This is a genomic window from Alicyclobacillus fodiniaquatilis (genome assembly GCF_042678105.1).
GTDB lineage: Bacteria > Bacillota > Bacilli > Alicyclobacillales > Alicyclobacillaceae > Alicyclobacillus > Alicyclobacillus fodiniaquatilis.
Genome location: NZ_JBHUCX010000020.1, coordinates 370,079 through 395,936 on the forward strand (window position 1 = coordinate 370,079; position 25,858 = coordinate 395,936).

The window sequence follows — 25,858 nt, forward strand, 5'->3', positions numbered from 1 at the left end:
CGCCGTGATTGGCCTTTATGCTGCATGCGTGTGCGACCCTGCCACCATCACAACGTCTTGCAAGACGATCATTGATGTAGCATATGTGTATCTGCCCAGGTGCGTGAAAACGCAAAAAACGCAGAAGCATGCGCCTCTGCGTAAAAAGAATAAATATGTTTTTTGTGAAAAGAACTATACGCCAGTTGATCCAAACCCACGCTCACCGCGCAGAGTGGGCTCCAGCGCGTCCGTTGACACCCATTTGGCCAGATAGATGGGGGCAATGACCAATTGCGCAATCCGATCCCCTGGCGCAATGTCGACCGGTTCTGAACCGAAGTTGGTCAGAAGCACCTGAATTTCCCCCGTGTAATCGCTGTCGATGACACCGACGCCGTTTGGCAAGGCCAGACCGTGACGCCATGCCAGTCCACTGCGCGCATACACCAACGCCACCATCGCTGGACTCGGCAACTGGATCGCGATGCCCGTGGGCACGCGAACCCGCTCCCCAGGGTGAACGGTCAACGCTTTCGCGATACAGGCGTGTAAATCCATACCTGCCGCGCCAGCCGATGCGTATGACGGCATTTCTTCCGGGCGAAAATGGGGCGATACGACTTGCACTTTGACCTCAACATGCGTTTCACTCATACGCTTTGCTCCGAAACATACGCGGCAAAATTGATGCCTTCGATAGGGCCCACGGCAGAAAGTGAAAAACCGTCGCGAAACAACTGGCCGGCGATGCGCTGAATCTCGCTCAATGTCACGCGTTCAATACCCGCGAGTGTCTCTTCGACCGGAATGTCCCGTCCAAGCAACAGTTCATTTTTGGCGAGACGACTCATACGACTGCCAGAACTTTCGAGCCCCAACATCATGGCGCCTTTGACTTGCTGCTTGGCTTTGGTCAATTCCGCATCTGTCAGTTGTTCCGTGACAAAGCCTTCGCAAATTTGCAGGATGGAGGCGAGCACAGGTTCTACATGATCTGGAGAAGTGCCCGCGTATATGCCAAACATCCCCGCATCCTGATAGGCCGTGTGGAACGAATACACCGAATAGGCCATCCCCTGTTCCTCGCGAATCTCCTGGAACAACCGCGAAGACTGGGTACCGCCCAGCACATTGTTGAGGAGAATCAGCGGGTATAAATCATGACTGCCCGCCGGAAATCCCGCTGAGGACAGACAGAGATGCACCTGCTCAATGTCCTTCTCACGCCGCATCAACGCTTGGTAAAAAGGAGGCGTTTCAATCCGGCGTTCATCTGCGCCTGCGCGATTTGACATCCCGCCAAACAGACGTTCTACCTCGCTGATGGCCGTATCTTCGTCAATGTGCCCAGCAATGGCCACCACGATGTTCTGCGGTTGGTATTGTTCACTTATGTATTGGCGCAAATCATTTGGCGTAAACGCCTGTAAATTTTCTTCCTGTCCTAAGATGGTATAGCCCAATGGATGATCCCGATAAATGCCCGCCGCCAACATATCCATCACAAGTTCATCTGGCGTATCCTCATACATCCGAATTTCCTCAATGACGACCCGCTTTTCCTTCTCCATCTCCACAGCTTCGAAAGCGGATGATAAAAGCATGTTCGCTAATGTATCAATGGCGATGCTGAAGTGTTCGTCTAAGACGCGCGCATAAAAACAGGTGTATTCCTTTGATGTAAACGCGTTGACTTGTCCACCGAGATCGTCGAAGACCTGGGCCAATTCCATCGCGCTGTAGCGGTCCGTCCCCTTAAAAAACATGTGTTCGAGAAAATGGCTTACCCCGTTATCACGCTTCGTTTCATAGCGCGATCCGGTTTTGACCCAAACGCCAATACTGACGGATCGCAGACTTTGAATCTCCTCTCCGACAACGCGAATGCCGTTTGGCAGTTTTGTACGATATGTCACCGATGTGCCTCCTTAAAAATCCCCCTGCCTCTATGCAGTTAGCCCCAATATAGCAGACTTAATCCGCCGTACTCAAGACGCTTGGCGGTTTCACTGCCGGCCGCTCTGCAATCACGTCTGCGATTGTCTTAGTTTGATAACCACTTGCCTCAATCATTTTCAAGATTTGCGGCAACGCTCGTACAGTGGGCGCCGTCGGGTGCATCAGCAACAAACAGCCCGGCGTCAACCCATGTTTGGCCCGCTGGACGATCACGTCTGCCGGAGGACGGCGCCAGTCAACCGTGTCTGCAGTCCACAAAATCGTATACATGTCATCCGCTTTGGCCAAGCGGACAAGCCGATTGTCGTAAGCGCCTGCCGGGGGCGCGATGACTCGCACAGGTTTCCCTGTCACGCTTTCAATGGTCTGATTGGTATCGCTGATTTGCCCCTGCAACTGCGCGGTGCTCAACTTGCGAAAATCCGGATGTCCCGTGCCGTGAGAGCCGATGGCGTGTCCATCGCGCGCCATCTGCCTGACCAAGTCCGGATGCGCCTTCACCCACTGCCCATCCAAGAAAAATGTCACGTGAACGCGCGCTTGGCGCAAAATTTTCAACATGGCAGGAACGTACTGCTCTCCCCACGAGACATTGACCATCAAACTGATGGACTTCTCGCTGGACGGTCCGCGAAAAATCGGTTCCGCAGCCAATGTGTTCAGCGCTACCGCGGGTTTCACTTGTTGCCAGACAAGATGGATCTTGCCGTCTGTCGCTTTTTTTGTCGCCTGTTCGCTCGCTTTGGCGTTTAATTGCCATCCGGCCAGACCAGGAATCAAATGCCACACTGAATCGATGCGAGCATCGACAGGTTGTGATCCCATTGCTTGATTGAGTTCACTCCATTTTTTTTGTGAAGGCAGCGTTTGCTCCGCGTGCGTTGACGCGGTCGCAGCCAAAACCAAGTCAGGCGAACCTGACATTGCGATACTTGCCCATACAGTTGCCGTGCACAGCGTCAACCGAGTTCCCATGCGCTTCATTGTCTATCCCTCCGCATCAGAAGACAATCGTAATCATTTCAACGCACATAGGTTGCCCCAATTGGCGACAAACAAAAAATAGACTGCTGAATGTTCAGCAGTCCAAAACGCTTCGCCTCAATTTCACACAAGCGGACAGCTTACGCTTGACCGCCCGTGCCTGCATTGGCCACAGCCGCAGTTTCCTTCAAGACTTCTTTGCGCGAGAGGTTGATTCGTCCTTGATTGTCGATCTCGGTGACTTTCACCGTGATCTCATCCCCTACATTGCAGACGTCCTCGACCTTCGCCACGCGGTTGAGATCCAACTGCGAAATGTGCACAAGCCCTTCCTTGCCAGGCAGCACCTCGACAAACGCGCCATATTTTTCAACGCGCATCACCTTGCCGACGTAGACCTGACCAACTTCGACCTCGCGGACGATATTCTCAATCATCGTCCTCGCCTTGTCCGCCTGTTCCACATTCGAGCTGTGAATGAACACGCGGCCGTCTTGCTCGATGTCGATTTTGACGCCCGTCTCCTCGATGATCTTGTTGATGACACGACCGCCTGGTCCAATCACATCGCGAATCTTGTCGGGATTGATGCGGATGGTCACGACGCGAGGCGCATATTGAGACAAATCGTGACGCGGTGTCGAAATGGAAGCCAGCATCTTGCCGAGGATGAACATCCGCCCATCGTGCGCTTGTTTCAACGCTTGCGCCAGAATATCGCGATCGATCCCCTTGATTTTGATATCCATCTGCAGCGCGGTCACACCATTCGCCGTTCCCGCCACTTTGAAATCCATGTCGCCGAGATGATCTTCCAGCCCTTGAATATCGGTCAGAATGGCGACCTTGTCTTCTTCTTTGACGAGCCCCATGGCGATGCCCGCAACCGGCGCCTTAATCGGCACGCCTGCGTCCATCAATGCCATCGTGCTGCCGCAAATACTCGCTTGGGACGTAGAACCATTGGACTCCAAGATTTCCGACACCACGCGAATCGCATATGGAAACTCTTCCGGCGATGGAATCACTGGATCCAAAGCACGTTCCCCAAGTGCGCCATGCCCGATGTCACGACGGCTCGGCGCACGCATTGGCCGCGCTTCACCGACACTAAACGGCGGGAAATTATAGTGATGCATGTAGCGGTTCGAAGCTTCGACTTCTAACCCGTCCAGCATCTGCTCGTCACCCATCGCGCCGAGTGTACAGACAGACAACGCCTGAGTTTGACCACGTGTGAATAAACCAGAACCGTGTGTGCGCGGCAGTACGCCGACTTCACAGGAAATCGGGCGAATTTCGTCCAACTGCCTGCCGTCCGGACGAATGCCTTCATTCAAAATCGCCCGGCGAACCTCTTCTTTCAAGATGTCGTGCAACACTTCAGCGATGTCCTTCTCCATTTCGGGGAAAGTCTCTGCAAAGTGGGCCTGCACTTCATCACCGAGCGCCGTCAAGGCAGCTTCACGCGCCAGCTTGTCCGGATTTTGAACAGCCATCTTGGTTGGCTCTGTCGCATACGCGCGGATAGCTGCCTCCACTTGTTCGTCCACATGGTGCAAGACGACTTCGCGTTTGCTATTGCCAACCTTGGCGGCAAACGACTCAATTTCCGCACAGATGGCCTGAATCGCGCGATGACCAAACAGCACCGCTTCGAGGACAACATCCTCTGACACTTCATTTGCGCCTGCTTCGACCATGACGATGGCATCCTTCGTCCCCGCCAGCACCAAATGGAGATCACTCTTGCCGCCTTCGTCGACTGTCGGATTGAGAACAAACTGACCATCAATCAAACCGACAATGACGCCGCCGATTGGTCCGTCAAACGGGATGTCCGACATCGTCAAAGCAGCCGAAGTCCCAATCATCGCCGCCATCTCTGGCGCGCAATCCTGATCTACCGACATCACGATGTCGACAACCTGCACTTCATTGCGAAAGCCCTCTGGAAACAATGGACGAATCGGGCGGTCTATCAAGCGGGACGCCAAAATGGCTTTTTCACTTGGACGGCCTTCGCGTTTAATGTATCCGCCTGGGATTTTGCCGATTGCGTACTGGCGCTCCTCGTAATTGACCGTGAGCGGGAAAAAATCGAGATCACGCGGTTCATTCGATGCGGTCACTGTGGAGAGGACAACCGTATCGCCATAACTGACATTGACCGCTGCCGTCGCCTGTTTTGCCAACTTCCCGGTTTCAAGTACAAACTTGCGTCCGCCAACTTCAAACTCATGCCGTACGATCATATGTGCTTTCATGCCTCCTCTATTTGCAACAATTGCATTTTTTCTAACTTCCATTCGTTCACACCATCGAATAAGAGGATGAACATCTTGCCAGCAACCGCCTGGATTATGTACGGGTAAAGCCGCGCAATGCAAAAGAAGCGGGCCGAAGCCCGCTCAATCCATTACCTGCGAAGTCCAAGCGATTGAATCAATTCGCGATAGCGATTGACATCCTTCTTGCGAAGGTAGTTCAATAAGTTTCTCCGACGACCAATCATCTTGTACAACCCACGACGGGAATGATGATCTTTCTTGTGCGTGCGGAAATGCTCGGTCAGATATGAAATGCGTTCGGTCAGAATGGCAATCTGCACTTCTGGCGAACCCGTATCTGTCTCATGGACTTGATACTTGGTGACAATATTGCGCTTATCATCGTTGGATAACATGTTGCAAAAACCCTCCTAAATTCTTTTCATCCCTGCAACGAAGACCTGGTCTGGAGGTCTAGTCCACATCCGCGTAGCAGTTCATCTGCGGTGAGCTCCATATTTTAAACATGCGTCATCGCACACTGCATCATAACATAACATGACAAATACTTTCAAGTTAACGCGCCTCATCGGCCTGTCTGCCGCCAATGCCAAGCATCTTGCGGGCAGCGTCGCAGTCCGTGCGAATTTGCGCTTTCAACTCTTCTTGACTGGCAAACGCCCGCTCATCGCGAATTCGATGTAAGAACGATATCCTACATTCTTTCCCATACAAATCGCCTGTAAACCCAAGTAAATGCACTTCCATGCGCAAATCCACATCATTCGCCGAGGACTGATGCCACGCGTTGAACACGCCAAACCAGTTTTGGCGTGAGGCCGACGCATCACCCGGCAACTCCACCAAAACCGCATAGACACCGGCTTGCGGCAACACATACCCTTCCAGACCACCAAGACGCGCTGCGGGGAACCCAATGGCTCGGCCGCGCTTTTCACCTGTTAAGACGCGCCCACAAAGCGTGTAGGGTCGACCCAACAACGCCTCCGCTGCTTCGACGCGTCCCGCCGCTAAATGCGCGCGAATATGGGAACTGCTCACTTTTGTTCCGCTTTCTTCAACTGGCGCCACTTGTGCCACGCCGACGCCCATCTCAAAGGCCCACTTGGTCAACGCCTTGACGTCCCCTTTGCCACCTTTGCCAAAGCGAAAGTCCTGGCCGACAATAATTTGCGTAAGCGCAAGCCGCCCCAAATGCGTTTTCACGAATACCTCCGGCTCAGTGCTGGCAAAGCTTCGGTTAAATTGAACGGCATACAGCCCATCGACACCATATTCGGCAAGAATGCGCATTTTTTCCGATCGCGGTGTCAATGAGCGAAGATAGGCTTCATTGCCTGTCAACACATAAAGCGGATGGGGTTCAAAACTCATGACGGACAGCCGTGTGCCTGGTTTCAAGTATGAACGCGCCTTGTCCAGAATCGCCTGATGGCCAATATGTATCCCGTCAAACTTCCCAATTGCCAAAACCTGCGGGATGTCACTTCTCGGTGGCATGCCATCAACTTCGTACACTTGCACCGCGTTATCCCCTCTTCCAAAACACTTTCTTCGGCTGCAGTTCCAACTGGTCGGATACAGCCGTCACCTCGGCGACTGCAGCCAATTCATCCGCATGACACACGAATAGCACATCATCTTTTGCCACCGCCATATCCGGCACCAAATCCACATTGGCGCGCTGCCCGTTTGCCAGCTGTATCAGCGTCTCCGTGGTGACTTCCAACTTCGGATAGGTAGTCAAGTACGATATCGGCTTTTGCAAAAACAACGAAGCATCATCTGCGCGCATAAACGCGTCGAGATCGACCGCCTCGGCAATTTGCGCGGGGCCAACGGCGGTGCGCCGCAAACTCGCCATGTGGGCAGGAACCCCAAGTATGCCGCCGAGATCGCGACAAAGCGCGCGTATGTAGGTGCCCTTGGAACAACGGACAGCAAACGCCGCCCGCGCGGCCTGCCCATCTCTGGTGAGGGCGTCCACTGAAAACGAATGGATATGTACTTCCCGGCTCGGCATCTCGACGTCTTCCCCAGCCCGCGCCAGTTCGTACGCCCGCTTTCCGTTGACGTGAACCGCGGAGTACGCGGGAACCTTCTGGACAATGGTGCCCGTCAACTGCTGCACTGCTGCCGCAAGCTGCGCATCATCGATGGATGCGGCCGATCCGGTGGCAATCACATTGCCGCTGGCGTCATCCGTGTCTGTTCCGATGCCAAATACCACTTCACCCGTATACATTTTTTCAGTGGCGGTCATATATTCCAACAAACGGGTCGCGCCGCCCACACAGACAACAAGAAGGCCAGTTGCAAGCGGATCTAGTGTCCCTGCATGGCCAACTCGTTTCGTTTTCAATTTTTTGCGTATCTTATGCACTACATCATGAGAGGTGGGGCCAGACGGTTTATCAATCAGTAGTATGCCGCCGTCCATCATCGTCTCACCGCCTCCAACGCGGCTTTCACCGCAACTTCTACACGTGAACGCGCCGCCGCCATTGGGCCGCTCAACTCACAACCCGCTGCGCGCGCATGTCCACCGCCGTCAAATAAAGCGGCAATCTGCGCTACATCGACGTGCCGCTTGGACCGAAGCGACGCTTTGACTGTCCCATCCACCCGTTCGCGCAACAGCACGCCAATTTCAACGGTATCCACAGACCTGGCAAACTCCACAAGTCCCTCAACATCATCTTCGTTGGCGCCTGCCGCGCTTAACATCTGCCTATCGACAAAAATGAACGCATAACGTCCATCCGCCGATATACTCAAATTTTTTAAAGCCATTTGCAACAACGTCATCTGCGCACGGCTTCTAGATTCCAACGTCGCTTCTGCAACATCGTACGGCCGCACGCCGCAAGCAATCAATTGGGCCGCAATCTGATGCACAGATGACGTGGTGCTCGGATAACAAAAACCGCCAGTGTCCGTGAGAATGCCCGTGTAGAGACACACGGCCAAATCAGTGTGCATAGGCACCTGAAACTGCTGGGCGATATGATAAATCAATTCGCATGTCGCAGCAGCTTCAGGATCTACATATGTAGCAAAGCCATATCGAGGATTGGTTTGATGATGATCAATATTGACCACTTGTGCACCTTCAGCAAACGCCGCGCTGACTTGCGCGAAACGTCGCTCGTCCGCGCAGTCCACGGCGACGATATGCGAAAAACAGCCTGCGTCCGCAGAGGTGATTTGCCTTGCCCGCGTTCGCCAAGGCAAAAAGTGAAAACGCGATGGCAGTTCCTCGGCAACGAGGAATGTCCAACTTTTCCCCAGGGCCTCAAGGATGTGCGCCATCGCAAATGCGCTCCCGAGCGCATCTCCATCCGGTCGTTCGTGTGTGACAATCAACCACGATGAGGCGGCCTGAAGCGCATTTGCCACGCGCTTCACCGCCGCCATATCACGAGGTGCAGGCTGCCACGAATCCATCGTCAACCGCTCCCATCACGCCTCATCCGATGGCGCATTTTCCGTTCGAATCGTGCGCAGCACATCTTCGATACGCGCACTATAATCACCGGAATCATCCAAACGGAACAGCAATTCCGGCGCGACGCGCATATGCAACCTGCGCGCCACTTCGCCGCGGATGAAGCCGCTGGCCTTGGTCAAGGCAGCAAGGCTCGCCTCTTTCTCTTCGCCGCTGCCCAAAATGCTGACAAACACTTTGGCATGCTGCAGATCTCCAGAAACCTCCACATGAGTCACCGTGGCAAACCCAACGCGCGGATCTTTCAAACTTGTGCGCAGGATATCCGCAATCTCTTTTTTCATCTGTTCAGCAACTTTTTGCACACGTATACGAGACATCATCTAACCTCCGTCAGCCGATGCAATTACGCCTGCTTGACAGCCTCCATGACAAACGCTTCAACCACATCGCCAACTTTGATGTCGTTGTACTTATCCAGCGTTATGCCACACTCGTAGCCTGTCTGCACTTCACGCGCATCATCTTTAAATCGCTTCAACGAGTCTAGTTTGCCCTCGTACACGACAATTCCGTCACGAATCAACCGCGCTTCCGCATCACGCGACATTTTCCCATCGGTGACATAGCAACCGGCAACTGTGCCAATGCGGGAAATGGTGAAGGTCTCGCGCACTTCCGCATGACCCAAGACCGCTTCCTTGTACTCTGGCTCAAGCATGCCCTTCATGGCCGATTCCAGTTCGGATATCACATTGTAAATGACGCGGTACAAGCGAACATCGACCTTTTCAGCATCGGCCACACGCTTTGCATTCACATCAGGACGCACGTGGAAGCCAATGATGATGGCGTTCGACGCCGCCGCGAGCGACACATCCGACTCGGTAATGGCTCCAGCGCCACGGTGAATCACGCGCACGCGCACGCCAGACACGTCAATTTTCTCAATGGACTGCACCAATGCCTCAACCGACCCCTGCACGTCACCTTTGACAATGACGTTCAGTTCAGCCATATTGCCCTCTTGAATCTGACGGTACAAATCGTCCAGCGTCACCTTGGAAGTGGTCTGCAGTTGCTCCTGCTTCTCCCGGTTGGTCCGTTTGTCAACGAGATTGCGCGCGCCGCGTTCTTCGTCATAGACAACGAACTGATCCCCAGCGCTCGGCACGCCGCCAAGACCTTGGATTTCAACTGGCGTCGACGGACCTGCTTCTGTCAAACGCTGCCCTTGGTCATTGACCATCGCGCGCACACGTCCGTGGGTGGTTCCCGCCACCACGATGTCACCGACCTTGAGTGTGCCGTTTTGTACCAGCACCGTCGCAACCGAACCACGGCCCTTATCGAGCTTCGCCTCAATGACCGTGCCGCGCGGGCGCGCTGTCGGATTGGCTTTCAGTTCCTGCACATCCGAAACGAGCAAGACCATCTCCAGCAATTCGTCCAAACCTTCGTGTTTCAAAGCGGAAATCGGCGCATACACCGTATCGCCGCCCCATTCTTCGGGCGAAAGGCCGTGTTGCGACAACTCCTGTTTCACCCTGTCGGGATTGGCGTCCGGTTTATCCATTTTGTTGACCGCTACGATGATGGGCACATTGGCAGCCTTTGCGTGGTTGATGGCTTCAACCGTCTGTGGCATCACGCCATCGTCCGCAGCGACGACCAAAATCGTCACGTCGGTAATCTGCGCGCCGCGCGCGCGCATCGTCGTGAACGCCTCGTGACCCGGAGTATCCAGGAAAGTGATGATGCGTTCGCCGACTTCTACCTGATAAGCGCCGATATGTTGTGTGATACCGCCCGATTCCGTGGACGTCACCTTGCTTTCGCGAATGGCGTCGAGCAAGGTTGTCTTGCCGTGATCGACATGGCCCATGATGGTGACGACCGGTGGTCGGCTTTGCAATGCCGCCGGATCATCCTCTTCAATCAACATGTCGAGCGCCTCTTCGTCAACCGGTTCGACAATTTCCAACTTGACGTTGTACTCTTCAGCGATGAGTTCCATCGCATCCGTGTCGATATCCTGGTTGATGGTCGCCATCACGCCAAGCAACAACAGCTTTTTGATGAGCTCCGCTGGTTCGCGGTGCAGCAGTTTGGCAAAGTCGCCAACGGACATCGGCCCTTCGACCTTCACCTCTGTCGGCAACACAGGCGTTTTGGGACGATTTGCGCCCCGTTTGCTGTTGTTGCGTTGCAGCTTCGTCTCATTAAACTGCTCATGCCGCGCAAATCCTTCGCGTTCACGGCCCTTGTTTTTGTCCTTATCCTTGCGCAGGCTGCCTGGCGCGGTTGGCTTGGTCGCAGCGCCGCCGCCTGAGCGACCTGCTCCCGTGCCGCTGCCTGGACGACCGCCGCCGCCACTGTTGCCGAAGCGACCGCCACCGCTGTTGCCACCACCCGGACGACCGCCGCCTCCATTGCCGAAGCGACCACCACCGCTGTTGCCGCCACCTGGACGACCGCCGCCTCCATTGCCGAAGCGATTGCCACCGCTGTTGCTGTTGCCGCCGCCACCCGGACGACCGCCACCACTCCGATACCCTTCATTGCTGCGGCCAGACGCATTCTGACCGCCGTTGCCGCGGGGTCCACGAGCAGAGAAGTTCCCTTGCTCCCTGTCTTGGCGCGGACGGGCGTCACCACTGCGGGACCTGTCATAGCCATGTCCCTGCGATCCTTGTTCGCCAGCTCGTCCTGCATTGCCACGCGTTTCGGCGTAACGTCCATTACCGCCATTTGTCCCCTCACGGCGTGGGCGGAACTGGCCGCTGTCGCGTCCATCACGATTGTCACGGCGAACCTGATCCGGCCGCCCGCCATCTCGACTCGTCGACCTCGCAGCCTGTCCTGTCTGCTCTGCACTCACACGCTCGCGCGGGCGCTCGTTCTCCGCCCCGCTCGAAGCGGTTGACTTTTCCTCTTTATCCTGTCCTGCCACTGGGTTCTGATCTTGTCTTCGCTGCTGCCGCTCGCGCATTTCCTTCTCCACCTCATGCGCATGCCGCTCAGCCGCGCGTTTCTTCACATCTGTAAAAAAGTTTTCAACTTTGCCAACCGTCGCGTCGTCCATGACACTCATATGGTTGGCAACAGGAATATCCAAACGGCCAAGAATCGTCAAGATTTCCTTACTTGACATATTCAAGCGTTTGGCATATTCATAGACTCGAATTTTGGTCAAAACGCTCCACCCCCGTTAAAGTTCACCGAACCGTTCAAGTAATTTTGCAGCCAGTCCTTCATCGACAATCGCGATGGCAGCCACTGATTCGCGGCCAATCGCTTTGCCGAGGACCTCCTTGCTGGAAAACGTCACGACTGGCACCTCATATGATGCCGACTTATCGCGCAGCTTCTTGCTGCCGTTGGCACCTGCATCCTCCGACAGGACAATCAATTTCGCCTCGCCCGAGGTGATGGCCTCGATGATGCGTCCTTGGCCGTCCACGAGCTTCCTCGCCCTGCGAGCCAGGCCCAAGAGACCGATGATCCGCTCGCGACTGTGCGCGTTGAGTGTCGTCATGACGGCTTCACCGCCGCCTTCAACTGCTGTGCAAGCGCCGCGTAAACATCCTCGGGGATGCCGAACTTCAAGGCGCGTTCCAGCGAACGACGTTTTTGCGCTATTTTCAAACAGTTTTCATCTGGACACAGATAAGCGCCACGACCATTTTGCTTTCCTGTCGGATCAATCAACACTTCTGACGATGGCGTGTGAACCACCCGTATCAGTTCCTTCTTCGGTCGCATCGTCTGACAGCCGACACATTTGCGAAGGGGTACCTTTCGCACCTTGTCCATACACAACCCTCCTCGTCTGTCTACGTGGTCTGCACATCCTGCAAATCTTTACGGTTCGTTCAGCCAGTCCTCCGAAAGTGTTCCGAAATCGTCCTCTTCTTCCGTCACATCTTCTAAATCGCTAAATAAGCCAGAACCTTTGACTTGCGATTCGCTTTTGATATCGATTTTCCAGCCGGTCAACCTGGCGGCAAGTCGCGCATTTTGCCCTTCTTTGCCAATGGCCAGTGACAACTGATAATCTGGAACGACGGTCCGCGCCACTTTTTCTTCCTCGTCAATCTGCACGTCGACCACTTTGGCCGGCGACAGCGCGTTGGACACGAAAGTTGCGGGGTCCTCGCTCCATTCGACGATATCGACCTTTTCCCCATTCAGTTCGCCCACAACCGATTGTACGCGAACACCGCGCGTGCCGACACAGGCGCCAATCGGATCCACTTCGGGATTGCGCGAGTGCACTGCAATTTTGGAGCGATAGCCAGCTTCCCGCGAAACCGCCTTGATTTCGACGACGCCTTCATAAATTTCCGGCACCTCAAGCTCAAACAGTCGTTTAAGCAAACCTGGATGACTCCGCGAGACGACAATTTGCGGCCCCTTGGTTGTACGCTCGACGCGGGCGATGAACACCTTCAGCCTATCGCCCATGCGCAGTGTGTCCGTGGGCATCTGTTCAGATTGCGGCAAAATCGCCTCTGTTTCGCCCAAATCCACGTAAGCAACCCGCGAATCAAGCCGTTGGATGATGCCACTGACAACTTCCTCTTCCCTGTCGACGAACTTGCCGTAAATCACCGAGCGCTCCGCTTCGCGAATCCGCTGTGTGACCACTTGTTTGGCGGTCTGTGCCGCAATCCGGCCAAAATCGCGCGGTGTGACCTCTATCTCGACCACATCGCCCGCTTGGTAGTTCGGATTCATGTCCCGCGCAGCGTCGAGCGAAATTTCCAACCGCGTGTCCGTCGGCTCCTCCACAACATTTTTTCGTGCAAAAACACGGACAACCCCCGTATCGCGATGCATGTCTACGCGCACATTCGCGGCCGAGTTGAAATTGCGTTTATAACCAGAGATGAGAGCAGCCTCAATTGCTTCGAGCAGGACTTCTTTATCGATCCCTTTTTCACGTGCCAACTGCTCCAGCGCTTCTAAAAAGTCAACATTCATGGAAGGGAACCTCCCCCTTTCCGAATATAGTCAAATTATTTTCGATCACTGCGGCCAAATGTTCACAAATCAACCGCAAGTCGAGCGTGCGCGATCTTTTCAAGTGGCACCAAAACCTGTTTCGTGCGCGTCTTGACACGCACCTCCAGCAAAGCGCCAGATTCGTCATAGTTGCGCAAAACCCCTTCGAAAGCTTTCTGCCCTTCGAGGGGTTCATACAGCGAAACGTGTACATATTCGCCAATCACTCTTGAAAAATCCGCCGGTTTCTTGAGCGGCCGTTCGGCGCCAGGTGAGGAGACTTCAAGGAAATAGGCGTTCGGAATCGGATCCACGATATCCAACTGGTCTGAAAGCTGCTCACTGACTCGACTGCAATCGTCGATGTCGACGCCACCTTGCTTATCGATGAATACGCGAAGATACCAGTCGGCACCCTCCTTTTTGTATTCGATGTCGACGAGCTCGACATTTTCAGACGCCGCGATTGGAAGCGCGATTCGCTCCACAATATCTGTCACACGTTCCTTTGCCACACAACATCCTCCTTGACTGTTTACCACCTCGTATGCCAAAAAGTGCCGTTCATAAATCAAAGAGTGGGATTGACCCACTCTTGTCCGTACACGGTATACGAAGCCTAACGGGTTTATTATAGCATCGACACAAATTCCCTGCAAATACTACATTGATTGTCAAGTCATTGCTATCGTGCTATCGTTTTAGCGGCATCTTATGTATTTGCCATCTACTTAGAGGAGGTTCCTATGCACACCGACATCAATCAAATGCGCAATGTCGCCATTGTCGCCCACGTCGACCACGGGAAAACCAGTCTTGTCGACCAGTTGCTTCGCCAATCCGGCTTGTTCCGCGAAAACGAGCAACTGCACGAACGGGCCATGGACTCGAACGACCTGGAGCGCGAGCGCGGCATTACGATTTTAGCAAAGACCACTACAATTCCTTATAAAGACTACCGCATCAATCTCGTGGACACACCGGGCCACGCTGATTTCAGCGGCGAGGTGGAACGCATCGTCAAAATGGTTGACGGCGTCCTGCTCGTCGTAGACGCGTTCGAAGGCGTCATGCCCCAAACGCGCTTCGTGCTGGAAAAAGCGCTCAGCGCCGGACTGGTGCCCGTTGTCGTCGTCAACAAAATGGACCGCGAAAACGCGCGGCCAACCGAAGTGATCGACGAAGTGCTCGATTTGTTTATCGATCTCGGCGCAAACGAAGATCAACTGGAATTCCCGGTCGTCTACACGTCCGCCATCATGGGCACCTCAACGGCCGATTTGGCCGTGCAGGGCGAAAATATGCAACCGTTGTTCGATGCCATCATCGAGCATATTCCAGCGCCGGACGTAGATCCGGATGGGCCGCTTCAATGGCAGGTCACCATGCTGGATTACAACGAATATTTGGGTCGTATCGGCGTTGGCCGCATTGTGCGCGGTTTGCTCAAGCAAGGTGAAGCCGTGGCTGTCATTCAACGGGATGGCACCGTCGTGCAAAAACGGGTGCAAAAATTGTTCGCCCACCAAGGATTGCGCCGAATCGAAGTGGAGACGGCATCTGCTGGCGACATCGTGGCCGTGGCGGGCATTCCTGACATCATGGTCGGTGAGACGGTCAGCGACGTCAATTGTCCAGAGGCATTGCCGCTGTTGCGCATTGACGAACCAACACTGGAAATGACCTTCATGGTCAACGACAGCCCTTTTGCTGGCAACGAAGGCACACATGTCACCTCGCGCAAACTGCGGGAGCGTCTGATGCAGGAATTGGAATCCGATGTCAGCCTCCGCGTGACCGAGACAGCGGACGCCGATGTCTTTTTGGTGGCCAGCCGTGGTGAGTTGCATCTGTCCATCCTGATTGAAACGATGCGCAGAGAAGGCTATGAGTTGCAAGTGTCCAAGCCACACGTCATCATTCGCGAAGAAAACGGCGAACGCCAAGAGCCGATTGAGGAGTTTGTCTCTGATGTGCCGTCTGACGCCGTCGGCTCAGTCATCGAAGCGCTGGGACTACGCAAAGGCGAGATGGTCTCACTGCAACCTGCTGAACATGGTGATATGACGCGGCTCGTGTTCCATGTGCCGACGCGCGGGTTGATTGGCTTTCGCACCGAATTTTTGACGCTGACCAAAGGCTATGGCACGATGCACCATCGTTTCCACGAATACGGTCCATGGCGTGGCGCTGTGACGACAAGGCGTCAAGGCGTGCTTGTGTCGATGGATGCAGGCGACGCCACGGCATACAGCCTGCACAATCTCGAAGACCGGGGCATCATGTTCGTCACACCAGGCACAGCGGTGTACGAAGGCATGATTGTGGGTGAACACACGCGGGAGAACGATTTGACCGTCAACGTCACCAAAGCAAAGCACCAGTCAAACGTCAGATCGGCGACCAAGGACGAAACCGTGCGCTTAAAAGGCGCGCGTAACATGTCGCTGGAAGAGTCGATGACCTATATCGAAGACGATGAGCTGTGCGAAGTGACGCCGACTTCGGTTCGTCTGCGCAAACGGGTGCTGAACAAATCGGAACGGGAAAAAGCGCAAAAAAGAAAGATGCAAGTGGAAGGTTAAACGCCACTTGCATCATAAACGGGGTACGCGCCGAGCAAGACGACGTCGACTTGACGTTGCCGCAGTTCTTCAACCACTTGGTTGAATGCGCGCTCGGCGCGCTCATCGTTGGCTGTGATGGTCACATCGAGATAGAAGACGTAGATGCCAAATTGATTGCCCACCGGCCGTGATTCCACGCGCGTCAGGTTAAAACCAGCTTCGGCAATCGGCGCTAACGTGCCGACCAATCCTCCTGGCTGATGCCCCACACCACGCAGGCACAAGGAGACAACCCGTTCAGAAACAACCGCGAAAGACTGAATGCCGGGCATTTCTTGTCGGCCAATCATCGCAAAGCGAGTGACATTTCCTGCTTGATCTTCCATTGGTTCTGGATGGCGCAACAAGCCAAAACGCTCACCAGCTTGCTGACTGGCAATGGCCACACAGCGCTTGTCGTTCGCGTTTGCCACCATCCGCGCCGCTTCAGCCGTGCTGTTGACAGAAACCAGTTGGGCCTTAGGAAAACGCTTGCCCAAATTCACTTGACACTGCGCGAGCGCTTTCGGATGTGAGTACACTGTTTCCACGGCGGAAAAATCGGTATGTTCAAGATAATGCAAATACTGGTGAATGGGAAAATTGAACGCAGACAGGATACGGGCCGGAACCAGGTTTTCCTCTACGCGCTCCACCGCGATGCTGCGCATGACCGTATCCCAGGTTTGCGTGACAGAGCCGTCGATGCTGTTTTCAATCGGCACGCATGCAAGCGAATTCCCTGTCTTGTCATCGAACATCCGTGTAATCGCATCCACGATGGTGGGACACGCTGTCAACTGCTCCGCTCGCCAACTCGCAGCACATGTTTCAGCCGCCTGATGACTGAAAGTACCCTCTGGGCCCAAATAGTAAATCTGCAAAGTTTCCCCCTCCAAAAGTGCAACCATTTGCCTTTATGCTCGTTGCAGAACACATGCGGCTCCGCCAAACGACGAAGCCGCTGTGTGTCAACGGGATCGCTACTAGACAGTATAGCCGAAAACTAGAACAGCGAGAGTTGATTCGTCTCCGGCAACCCTTCGACACAGCCCAATTGCACGAGTATGTCAATGACAGTACGTGATGCGCGCGCGCGTTCCTGCAAGTCCTCCAGCGACAAGAACGTGCCACTTTGCGCCGCATCGTACAGGTTTTTCGCCGCCGTCTCACCGACGCCGGAAATGGCCGCAAACGGCGGAATCAACCCGTTCACTTCCTCGTCAATGATAAAACGAGTCGCATGGGAACGATAGAGATCGACAGAGAGAAAACGGAAACCACGTGCAACCATTTCCAGGGCCACTTCAAGCACGGTCAGCAAGCTCTTTTCCTTGGGCAATGCGGCGTTCCCTTTCTCTTCAATCTCCTCAATTTTTTTGCGAATCGCCGCCTGCCCTTGGGTCATCAATTCGATTTCAAAGTCATCGGCGCGCACGCTGAAATAAGTGGCGTAAAACGCCAAGGGATGATGAATCTTGAACCAGGCAATCCGCACTGCCATCAGCACGTATGCCGCCGCGTGCGCCTTCGGAAACATATATTTGATTTTCTTGCCTGACTCGATATACCAATCCGGCACATTGTGTTCCAGCATATACGCTTCGTCTTCCGGTTTGACACCTTTCCCTTTGCGAATGGACTCCATGATTTTAAACGCCCGAGATGGATCCAGCCCTTTGTGGATCAGATAGACCATGATGTCGTCGCGGGCGCAAATCACTTCGGACAATGTCGCGACATTGCTGCGAATCAATGCTTGCGCGTTGTTGAGCCAGACGTCCGTCCCATGCGACAAACCGGAAATGCGGACCAACTCGGAAAACGTGGTCGGGCGCGTATCCTCCAACATCTGGCGGACGAAGCGCGTCCCAAATTCCGGAATGGCATAGGTGCCTGTGACAGAGCGAATGTCCTCCGGCTTGACGTTCAATGGCTCTGTGCCGCGAAACAGCGCCAACACCTCGGGATCATCGAGCGGAATGGTCTTCGGATCCACGCCGGTCAAATCCTGCAGCATGCGAATCACCGTCGGATCGTCATGGCCGAGAATGTCGAGTTTCAACAAACAGTTTTCGAGACCCGAGTGGTAGTCAAAGTGGGTTGTATACGTCCCTGCATTCTTGTCATCGGCCGGATACTGAATCGGCGTAAAATCATAGATAGAGACATGGTTAGGCACGACGACCTGGCCGCCTGGATGCTGACCCGTTGTCCGTTTGACACCCGTACAGCCCTGAACAAGTCGGTCGATCTCGGCGTTGCGCAGCATAATTCCTTTTTCATCGGCGTACTTGCGCACGTAACCGTAGGCCGTTTTTTCCGCCACGACAGAAATGGTGCCCGCCCGGAACACGTAATCCTTGCCGAACAGCTCCTCCGTATAGCGGTGGGCCCGCGGCTGGTATTCACCCGAGAAGTTCAAGTCGATATCCGGCACCTTGTCTCCCTCAAAGCCGAGGAAGGTTTCAAAAGGGATATCCTGGCCATCCTTGTGCAAGTCGTGATCGCAGTTCGGACATTTTTTCTCGGGCAAATCAAACCCTGAACCATACTCCCCGTTGAGGAAGAACTCATGATATTGACAGTTTGGGCAAACATAGTGCGGCGCCAGCGGATTGACCTCGGTGATGTCCGTCATCGTCGCGACCAACGAAGATCCGACTGATCCACGGCTACCGACCAGATAACCGTCCATCAAGGATTTGGTCACCAGTTTGTGCGCAATCAGATAGATAACCGAGAATCCATTAGAAATGATCGAGTTCAACTCTTTTTCCAAGCGTTTCTCCACAATGTCCGGCAACGGACTGCCATAAATGGACGTGGCCTTCGCGTAGGACATCGAACGAATTTCATCCTCGGCGCCTTCAATGACTGGCGTAAACAACTCGTCGGGAATCGGCTTGACATCCCCGCACATCGACGCAATCTGCTGAGCATTGTTCACGACCACGGCCACTCTGTCCTCGCCGAGAAACGCGAATTCCGCCAGCATCTCATCCGTCGTGCGGAAATACAGCGGCGGTTGATGCGTGTCCAGTTTTTGCGACTTGAGGAAAATCTCGCGGTAGATCTTGTGATTCTCTTCGAGATAATGGACATCCCCCGTCGCGACCACCGGTTTATCCATGCGCTTGCCCATGGCGACGATTTGGCGCAACGTATCCCGCACATGCTCCAGCGAAGGAATGATCTCATCGCGAATCAGCGGTTCGTAGTGACTCGGCGGTTGAATTTCGAGATAATCGTAAAATTCGCAGACGCTCTCAATTTCCTCTTCCGATTTCCCTCTTAAAAAGGCTTCGATGAGCTCACCTTGATGGCATGCTGTGCCGATGAGCAGCCCTTCCCGATGCTGGTTCAGCACGCTCTTGGGAATGCGCGGCACGCGAAAGAGATACTCCGTGTGCGCCAATGAAACCAACTTGTACAAATTCTTCAAGCCCTCTTGGTTGCGCACCAGGATGGTGGCATGAAAGGGGCGGATGCGCCCGATGTCCACTTGACCCTGCAACTGGTTCAAGTCCTCCAGCTTGGTCAATTCATGGGATCGACAAGTTTCCAACATTTTGAGCATCACTTTTGCAGTTGCCTCTGTATCAGCAAGCGCCCGGTGATGGTTGACCAGTTCCACGTCAAACTTTTTTGTCAGCGTTTTTAAGCGATAATTTTTCTCGCCAGGATACAGCGCACGCGCGAGCGCCAGCGTGTCAATCACCGGCTCCGTCCAGGCAGGGAGGCCAACCCGCTCGCTGCATTGACTGAGGAAGCCTACGTCAAATTCCGCGTTGTGCGCGACCATGATGGCCCCATCGACAAACGCCTTGAATTTTGGCAGCACATCCTCCATCAATGGCTGCCCAGCGACCATTTCGTCCGTAATGCCGGTGATTTCCGTGATCTTTGCGGAAATACGGCGCTGTGGATTGATCAAAGTCGCAAACGTATCTATGATCTCCCCACCACGCACTTTCACCGCGCCGATCTCGATGAGCGTATCCTCCCGCGCATTCAAACCGGTGGTTTCAGTATCAAATACGACATACGTCGTGTCTTCTTCAAGTGGTTGGTTTCGTTCACGATAGACGATTGGGCTGCCGTCATCGACGACATACGCCTCAACCCCTAAAAGCAAGTGAATATCATTCTTTTTCGCCGTCGCATACGCCTCGGGAAACGACTGCACGCCGCCGTGATCCGTGATGGCGATGGCCGGATGCCCCCACGCCGCAGCGCGTGCGACGAGCGCCTTGGCGCTGACCACCCCATCCTGTGACGACATGACCGTATGCGCGTGTAATTCCACGCGTTTCTCTGTCGCCGTATCAGTGCGTACCGCCACCGCTTCTGGGCGCATGCCCTGCACCATGAACACAATTTCCTTGGCATACGTGTCAAACTGCACCTGCCCTTGCACGCGCACCCAGACATCGTCCGTCAGCGTAGCAAGCGCCTCCAGGTCTTTTTCCTGCTGCACAAACAACTTGGCTGAAATAGAATCGGAGTCATCGGTCAGATTGAACTGAATGAGCGTTCTCCCACTCGGCAGCGTGCGCTGTTCATGGCGAAACACGCGACCGATGATGCAAGCGCGCCGCATTTCATCCACAATTTCGCGAATCGGCATCGGCGCAGGTTCAGGATACATCTGTCCCAGCGTAAGCGGCAGCACTTTATCTTTTCCATCCTTGCCGCTTACCGCCGTCTCTTTCACCTGCGTTTCACGGCGTTGACGCTCCTCATCGAGAATCTGTTGGACGTGCTCCTCTTCTTTCGCATGCAGCTGAGCGCGCAACTGCTCCATCTGGTTTTCCGCATCTGCGGCCACCGTCAATTCGACCAGCAGTGGACGGCCAAATACCGTATCGGCCTCTTGCCTAAACCAGGCTTGCGCCTTTTTTTGCGCAAGCTTGTCCACCATGGCTTGGGAAGCAAGCGTAAAGACGATACGCCATTCATCATCGTAAGTTGTCTCGAATGTCGCTTGCCGTAGCCAGCTCCCGGCAATCGGCTCGGCATCGGCATAGCCTTCAATCAAAGTCTGTAAACACGCTTGCCGCACCTGTTCGCTAGACAAATCGCAAGGCGAAGATTCAAACGAACATGTGCAAACATCTGCCAAATTCGCCTCGTATTGGGCCTTAATTTGCTGATATGCACGATAGAAATCAGTGCATGCTTGCACCATTTGGCGTTCGTCGGCGTCGACAAAATCGCCCGACAGCCACGGCTCCAGTTGAACCGTGATATGCTGTCGAGCGATGTGCACACGGGCGGCCCGCACACGTGCAGCAGTGCGCCCATCCAATGATTGTATCTGACCCATAACGAAGGCTTCGGCTGTACTCATGGGAACCCTCCATCAAAATCCAAGTTCAGTGCGGGATGGCAAATCGCATCGTGCTCACCCCGCAAGTGACGCTAGAACAAATGTGTGACATCCCGGTAAGTGATGACCACTGCAAACAGCATCAAGACTGCAAAACCGACAAAATGGACAAACCCTTCCCGTTGCGGGTCCACTTTGCGCCCACGCACCAATTCGATGATCATAAACAACAAGCGCCCGCCATCCAGCGCCGGGATTGGAATCAAGTTGAACAATCCGAGATTGACACTGATGACGCCTGCAATCATCACCACGTTCCATATCCCGTAATGAACCTGCTGGGTGATGACGTCCGCAATGCCGACTGGACCGGACAAATCTTGAAACTGATGCTGCGCGACCAGTTGTTTATACCCCTGCAAAGTCAGCGCAGAGTCGTGGTACAGCATGGTAAACGCAGATCCCGTCGCACGAATCGGATTATGGCTCAAAGCCGTGTCAATCCCCAGCATCGGCACGCCTTTTTGCAGTTTCGGCTGCACCGTCAACGTCTGGTTCGATCCGTCACGCTCGACGAGCAGTTGAAGCGGATTTGGTTTCGAAGCCCCTTGCGTTGGCTTGTCCCCTTGAACAGAGATCAACAGGTCATTCCAGCCGTGTATGCGTTGGCCATTGACAGCCAAAATCTGATCTCCAGCTTGAAGACCGGCAGCTTGCGCCGGAGATCCTTTTTCGATCTGGCCAATGACCGTCGTCGCCACACCAAAATGGGCGTTGACAAGCGCGAACAAAAAGGCAGCCAACAAGAAATTCATCACTGGCCCAGCCAAGATGATGGCTGCTCGTTTCCACAGCGGTTTCCCCAATACCTGCTCATGCTTTTCCACCAAGGGCATCGACGAGCGCGCATTCATCATCACCTGAGCATACGGCTTGACCTGAAACGTGCGCAGCCCTTCGGCTGTCTCGATGGCCATCTCCATCCGGTCTGTCAAATCCGCGCGGCGAAGCACACCGACATAGCCATGTTTCAGATCTTTTGGATCTCCCAGTTTGACAATTTCCACTGACTCGTTCAATTCGTAAGCAATTTTTTGTCCCAAAGGAAACCACGACTCTTGCGGCGCTTCCCCCGCCATCTGCACAAACCCGCCGAGCGGCAACAAGCGGATGGAATATTCCGTTCCACCGCGACGCCACTTGACAAGTTTCGGACCAAACCCGATTGAAAAGACGGGAACTGCGACACCAGCGCGTTTTGCGACATAGAAATGGCCAAACTCGTGCAATGCAATACAAACGCCAAATACAAGCACAATCGCAATCGCTGCTTTTACGTAAAACAACAAATCATTCGCAATAGGCAACCGTTCATCCGCCCTTCATTAAGATGACTCGTGCCCGCTCACGCGCTTGCCGATCCATCGCTACGACATCGTCGACGGAACTTGGCGCTCCGCCCGATTCATAAGCCAATGTCTCCTCCACAACTTGCGCAATTCGCACAAACGTGATTTCCCCGGCTAAAAAGGCTGAAACGGCAACTTCATTCGCCGCGTTCAAAATACACGGCGCATAACCCCCTGCTTTGCCTGCCGATATCGCCAAATCGAGCGCAGGAAATTTGTTTGTGTCGGGCTGTTCAAAAGTAAGTTGCCCATAATTTGCGAAATTCAGGCGTGGCCAGGAAAGCTTAAGACGATTTGGGTAGGTCAGCGCATACTGAATTGGCAAGCGCATGTCATGCGTAGCAAGTTGCGCCATCACAGAACCGTCGATGTACTCTACCATCGAATGCACGATGCTCTGTGGATGTACGAGCACTTCAATCTTATCATATGGCGCCGCAAACAAATGATGCGCTTCAATCACTTCTAATCCTTTGTTCATCAGTGTCGCGCTGTCCACCGTAATTTTTTTGCCCATGTTCCAATTCGGATGGTTGAGCGCATCCGCAATCGTCGCTGTCGCGAGACGCCCTGTCTCCCATGTGCGAAACGGCCCGCCTGAAGCGGTGATGATCCAGCGTTCGACCTCGCGCTGCTGTCCTGCAAGCATGGATTGAAAGAGCGCGCAGTGCTCGCTGTCCACTGGCACAATCAACGCCCCATGTTGCCGCGCTTCTGCCATGATGAACGAACCAGCTGCGACAAGGCACTCCTTGTTCGCCAAGGCGAGACGCGCACCGCGCCTCACTGCCGCAAGCGCAGGCTGAATCCCGCGCGCACCCATTACCGCGTTGAGGACGATGTCTGTCGGATATGTAGCGGCCTCGATGAGCCCTTCATCCCCCACCACAATCTCTGGGGCGTTCGCACCTAACCGCGCAGTCAAATCCTTGACCGCAGCCTCTGTGCCGACACTCACGAGTCTCGGCTGAAATTGAAAAATCTGCCTAGCGAGCAGTTCCGTGTTCTCCCCTGCCGCTAAAACAGTAACTTTCACTTGTCCCGCAAGCGCCTCAACCACTTCAAGGGCGCGTGTGCCAATGGCGCCTGTTGACCCTAAAATGGCGACTGTTTGCATGCTGTGTTTTCTCCCTTATTGAACATAAAGTCGATACCCTAGCTGCGCTATCCGTGATGCCTCGATTGACTGGTCGTTTCACGATTCTGCTGGTACGGAACACATCACACATGGCGGTCAACTCATTTTATCGAAACCAAGTCCCCAAACCGTGCAGCACAATCCACAGTGCAAATGGCGCCGCAAACAAGAGACTGTCCACCCTATCCAACATGCCCCCATGTCCAGGGAGCATTTTCCCAGAATCTTTGACACCAGCGGATCGCTTATAGGCGCTTTCAATCAAATCGCCCAACTGCCCTGCCAACGAAATCACTGCCCCTGTGAGTGCACACGTCCACCAATCCAAGGCCGGTTGAGCGATCAACCCGAAGATCACCGCGCCAATCGCAGCGCCGACGATGCCGCCAACCGCGCCGCTGATTGTTTTCTTGGGACTGATTTCAGGCAATAATTTGGGCCCTTTGACAAAGCGGCCAACAAAGTACGCGGACGTATCGCTCATCCAAATCGCAATCATCAAAAACCATATCCAAAACCATCCGTGCGGCAGTGCACGAAGTTGAGCGAGCGCAAATCCGCCTGCGGCAATGTAAAGCGCGCCGATGGTTTGCAGAGCGCTCGTTTGGACATCCACTCGATTCAAGCTGATTACCGCAATGGAAAGGGCAATGGCAATCACAAGAAACAGAGCGAACGGGTGATAAAAAAAATGAGGGAACCACTCGCACAAGGTGACAAGTAGAATCCCATACAGGGTCAGCGGGCTGTACCAACGCAAGCGGTGCATTGTCGCAAATTCGATATAACCTGCGCTCGTGCATACCCATACGACCCATTTCCAAGCAATTGCATTGCCGAACAACAACACGCCGAGCACGACCAAAATGGCGACGGCGGCTGTGATCACGCGCTGCTTAAGCATCGCGACACCTACTCTACATCTCCGAATCGACGCTTGCGGCGACCGAACTCTAGAATGGCCTGATATAATTCTTCTTTGCTGAAATCTGGCCACAGTGTATCCGTAAACCAGAGTTCAGCATAAGCGGATTGCCATATCAAAAAATTGCTGAGTCTGATTTCACCACTCGTGCGAATGACAAAATCCAATGGCGGCAGCCCTGCTGTATCCAAATACGATTCAAATCGTTCCTCTGTCAGCTCATCTGCACAAGTGCGCCCAGCCGCGACCTCTTGCGCAAATTGACTCATCGCATGCATCAATTCCGACCGACCGCCGTAATTCAAGGCAAAATTGACTGTCATACCTGTATTTTGTGCAGTTCTCTCCAAGGAATTGCGCACCGTCTCCTGTGTATAGGGCGGTAAGCGAGACGTATCCCCCATGAACCGCACACGCACGCCACGGCTGACCAGTTCATCAATTTCCGAACGAAAGAACTGCTCCGGCAAGCGCATGAGATACTCTACCTCTGACACAGGACGCTTCCAGTTTTCTGTGGAGAAAGCATATAGGGTAACACATTCAATGCCAAAGTCGTCACATGCGCGAATGGTCTCCCGCATCGAAATCATACCCGCGTGATGCCCCGCCATTCGCGGCAAAGCGCGCTTACGGGCCCAACGACCGTTCCCATCCATGATGATGCCGATGTGACGCGGCTTGACCTGAAGTGGCGGATGCTCGACCGTCGGTGCACTGGCTCTTTGTCCACGTCCAAACCCTTTAAACAAGCCCAGCATCCTCCTTCTTTGCGAA

General features: G+C 54.1%; 21 protein-coding genes. 1 reads left to right on the plus strand and 20 read right to left on the minus strand.

Translation table 11 applies throughout. The features are described from left to right. Window positions 1-174: 174 nt before the first annotated feature. From dut to rimP, 14 genes are all read right to left on the minus strand, one after another. Window positions 175-636, minus strand: a complete 462-nt coding sequence (dut, locus tag ACFSB2_RS08085) for a dUTP diphosphatase (protein WP_377942512.1) — start codon at window positions 634-636, stop codon at window positions 175-177. Continuing rightward, a complete protein-coding gene (locus ACFSB2_RS08090; protein WP_377942513.1) occupies window positions 633-1,898 on the minus strand; it encodes a M16 family metallopeptidase in 1,266 nt (421 codons plus the stop codon). The genes dut and ACFSB2_RS08090 overlap by 4 nt, the downstream gene beginning before the upstream one ends. Before the next feature lie 58 nt (window positions 1,899-1,956). Continuing rightward, entirely contained in the window at window positions 1,957-2,925 is a 969-nt protein-coding gene (locus ACFSB2_RS08095) for a polysaccharide deacetylase family protein (protein WP_377942514.1), read from the minus strand. A gap of 140 nt (window positions 2,926-3,065) precedes the next feature. Continuing rightward, complete coding sequence (gene pnp / locus ACFSB2_RS08100) at window positions 3,066-5,180, minus strand: polyribonucleotide nucleotidyltransferase (protein ID WP_377942515.1); 2,115 nt, start codon at window positions 5,178-5,180, stop codon at window positions 3,066-3,068. Window positions 5,181-5,344: 164 nt separating this feature from the next. Further along, on the minus strand, window positions 5,345-5,611 hold the full coding sequence (gene rpsO / locus ACFSB2_RS08105; RefSeq protein WP_377942516.1) for a 30S ribosomal protein S15: 267 nt from the start codon (window positions 5,609-5,611) through the stop codon (window positions 5,345-5,347). A 160-nt stretch (window positions 5,612-5,771) separates the two neighbouring features. Beyond that, window positions 5,772-6,740 (minus strand): riboflavin biosynthesis protein RibF, encoded by a 969-nt coding sequence (gene ribF / locus ACFSB2_RS08110; RefSeq protein WP_377942517.1) that lies wholly within the window; start codon window positions 6,738-6,740, stop codon window positions 5,772-5,774. Between the two features lie 4 nt (window positions 6,741-6,744). Then, window positions 6,745-7,659 carry a tRNA pseudouridine(55) synthase TruB gene (truB, locus tag ACFSB2_RS08115; RefSeq protein ID WP_377942518.1) on the minus strand — a complete coding sequence of 305 codons (915 nt, stop codon included), beginning with the start codon at window positions 7,657-7,659 and terminating at the stop codon, window positions 6,745-6,747. Beyond that, the gene (locus ACFSB2_RS08120; RefSeq protein ID WP_377942519.1) at window positions 7,656-8,663 is read right to left on the minus strand and encodes a DHH family phosphoesterase; all 1,008 of its coding nucleotides are present in this window, start codon (window positions 8,661-8,663) and stop codon (window positions 7,656-7,658) included. The genes truB and ACFSB2_RS08120 overlap by 4 nt, the downstream gene beginning before the upstream one ends. A 15-nt stretch (window positions 8,664-8,678) precedes the next feature. Next, a complete protein-coding gene (rbfA, locus tag ACFSB2_RS08125; RefSeq protein ID WP_377942520.1) occupies window positions 8,679-9,044 on the minus strand; it encodes a 30S ribosome-binding factor RbfA in 366 nt (121 codons plus the stop codon). A gap of 26 nt (window positions 9,045-9,070) precedes the next feature. Beyond that, window positions 9,071-11,818 (minus strand): translation initiation factor IF-2, encoded by a 2,748-nt coding sequence (gene infB, locus ACFSB2_RS08130; RefSeq protein WP_377942617.1) that lies wholly within the window; start codon window positions 11,816-11,818, stop codon window positions 9,071-9,073. Between the two features lie 57 nt (window positions 11,819-11,875). Then, window positions 11,876-12,202 carry a L7Ae/L30e/S12e/Gadd45 family ribosomal protein gene (locus ACFSB2_RS08135; RefSeq protein WP_377942521.1) on the minus strand — a complete coding sequence of 109 codons (327 nt, stop codon included), beginning with the start codon at window positions 12,200-12,202 and terminating at the stop codon, window positions 11,876-11,878. Further along, window positions 12,199-12,480 carry an RNase P modulator RnpM gene (gene rnpM / locus ACFSB2_RS08140; protein ID WP_377942522.1) on the minus strand — a complete coding sequence of 94 codons (282 nt, stop codon included), beginning with the start codon at window positions 12,478-12,480 and terminating at the stop codon, window positions 12,199-12,201. The genes ACFSB2_RS08135 and rnpM overlap by 4 nt, the downstream gene beginning before the upstream one ends. A gap of 48 nt (window positions 12,481-12,528) precedes the next feature. After that, complete coding sequence (gene nusA, locus ACFSB2_RS08145; RefSeq protein WP_377942523.1) at window positions 12,529-13,650, minus strand: transcription termination factor NusA; 1,122 nt, start codon at window positions 13,648-13,650, stop codon at window positions 12,529-12,531. Between the two features lie 62 nt (window positions 13,651-13,712). Then, window positions 13,713-14,186, minus strand: coding sequence for a ribosome maturation factor RimP (gene rimP, locus ACFSB2_RS08150; RefSeq protein ID WP_377942524.1), 474 nt, complete (start codon window positions 14,184-14,186; stop codon window positions 13,713-13,715). 231 nt (window positions 14,187-14,417) lie between these two features. Here rimP and typA point away from each other — a divergent pair, with 231 nt between their 5' ends. Beyond that, on the plus strand, window positions 14,418-16,256 hold the full coding sequence (gene typA, locus ACFSB2_RS08155; RefSeq protein ID WP_377942525.1) for a translational GTPase TypA: 1,839 nt from the start codon (window positions 14,418-14,420) through the stop codon (window positions 16,254-16,256). On the opposite strand, the gene pheA is transcribed toward typA, so the two are convergent. From pheA to ACFSB2_RS08185, 6 genes are all read right to left on the minus strand, one after another. Continuing rightward, window positions 16,253-17,161: a prephenate dehydratase gene (gene pheA, locus ACFSB2_RS08160; RefSeq protein WP_377942526.1), complete on the minus strand. Its 909-nt coding sequence runs from the start codon at window positions 17,159-17,161 to the stop codon at window positions 16,253-16,255. The genes typA and pheA overlap by 4 nt on opposite strands. A 122-nt stretch (window positions 17,162-17,283) precedes the next feature. Then, a complete protein-coding gene (locus ACFSB2_RS08165; RefSeq protein ID WP_377942527.1) occupies window positions 17,284-21,630 on the minus strand; it encodes a PolC-type DNA polymerase III in 4,347 nt (1,448 codons plus the stop codon). 71 nt (window positions 21,631-21,701) lie between these two features. Beyond that, the gene (locus tag ACFSB2_RS08170) at window positions 21,702-22,976 is read right to left on the minus strand and encodes a M50 family metallopeptidase (RefSeq protein ID WP_377942528.1); all 1,275 of its coding nucleotides are present in this window, start codon (window positions 22,974-22,976) and stop codon (window positions 21,702-21,704) included. A 4-nt stretch (window positions 22,977-22,980) separates the two neighbouring features. Beyond that, a complete protein-coding gene (locus tag ACFSB2_RS08175) occupies window positions 22,981-24,135 on the minus strand; it encodes a 1-deoxy-D-xylulose-5-phosphate reductoisomerase (protein WP_377942529.1) in 1,155 nt (384 codons plus the stop codon). Window positions 24,136-24,262: 127 nt separating this feature from the next. Beyond that, a complete protein-coding gene (locus ACFSB2_RS08180; protein WP_377942530.1) occupies window positions 24,263-25,060 on the minus strand; it encodes a phosphatidate cytidylyltransferase in 798 nt (265 codons plus the stop codon). 8 nt (window positions 25,061-25,068) lie between these two features. Then, window positions 25,069-25,842 (minus strand): isoprenyl transferase, encoded by a 774-nt coding sequence (locus tag ACFSB2_RS08185; protein WP_377942531.1) that lies wholly within the window; start codon window positions 25,840-25,842, stop codon window positions 25,069-25,071. Window positions 25,843-25,858 lie beyond the last annotated feature (16 nt).

Excerpts from the sequence above, each read along its gene's own strand:
- infB (WP_377942617.1), bottom strand. The coding sequence starts at position 11,818 with ATGTCAAGTAAGGAAATCTTGACGATTCTTGGCCGTTTGGATATTCCT.
- ACFSB2_RS08185 (WP_377942531.1), bottom strand. The coding sequence starts at position 25,842 with ATGCTGGGCTTGTTTAAAGGGTTTGGACGTGGACAAAGAGCCAGTGCA.
- ACFSB2_RS08095 (WP_377942514.1), bottom strand. The coding sequence starts at position 2,925 with ATGAAGCGCATGGGAACTCGGTTGACGCTGTGCACGGCAACTGTATGG.
- truB (WP_377942518.1), bottom strand. The coding sequence starts at position 7,659 with ATGATGGACGGCGGCATACTACTGATTGATAAACCGTCTGGCCCCACC.
- ACFSB2_RS08175 (WP_377942529.1), bottom strand. The coding sequence starts at position 24,135 with ATGCAAACAGTCGCCATTTTAGGGTCAACAGGCGCCATTGGCACACGC.
- nusA (WP_377942523.1), bottom strand. The coding sequence starts at position 13,650 with ATGAATGTTGACTTTTTAGAAGCGCTGGAGCAGTTGGCACGTGAAAAA.
- rbfA (WP_377942520.1), bottom strand. The coding sequence starts at position 9,044 with ATGTCTCGTATACGTGTGCAAAAAGTTGCTGAACAGATGAAAAAAGAG.
- rnpM (WP_377942522.1), bottom strand. The coding sequence starts at position 12,480 with ATGGACAAGGTGCGAAAGGTACCCCTTCGCAAATGTGTCGGCTGTCAG.
- ACFSB2_RS08180 (WP_377942530.1), bottom strand. The coding sequence starts at position 25,060 with ATGCTTAAGCAGCGCGTGATCACAGCCGCCGTCGCCATTTTGGTCGTG.
- typA (WP_377942525.1), top strand. The coding sequence starts at position 14,418 with ATGCACACCGACATCAATCAAATGCGCAATGTCGCCATTGTCGCCCAC.
- dut (WP_377942512.1), bottom strand. The coding sequence starts at position 636 with ATGAGTGAAACGCATGTTGAGGTCAAAGTGCAAGTCGTATCGCCCCAT.
- ACFSB2_RS08120 (WP_377942519.1), bottom strand. The coding sequence starts at position 8,663 with ATGGATTCGTGGCAGCCTGCACCTCGTGATATGGCGGCGGTGAAGCGC.
- ACFSB2_RS08165 (WP_377942527.1), bottom strand. The coding sequence starts at position 21,630 with ATGAGTACAGCCGAAGCCTTCGTTATGGGTCAGATACAATCATTGGAT.
- ACFSB2_RS08135 (WP_377942521.1), bottom strand. The coding sequence starts at position 12,202 with ATGACGACACTCAACGCGCACAGTCGCGAGCGGATCATCGGTCTCTTG.
- pnp (WP_377942515.1), bottom strand. The coding sequence starts at position 5,180 with ATGATCGTACGGCATGAGTTTGAAGTTGGCGGACGCAAGTTTGTACTT.
- rpsO (WP_377942516.1), bottom strand. The coding sequence starts at position 5,611 with ATGTTATCCAACGATGATAAGCGCAATATTGTCACCAAGTATCAAGTC.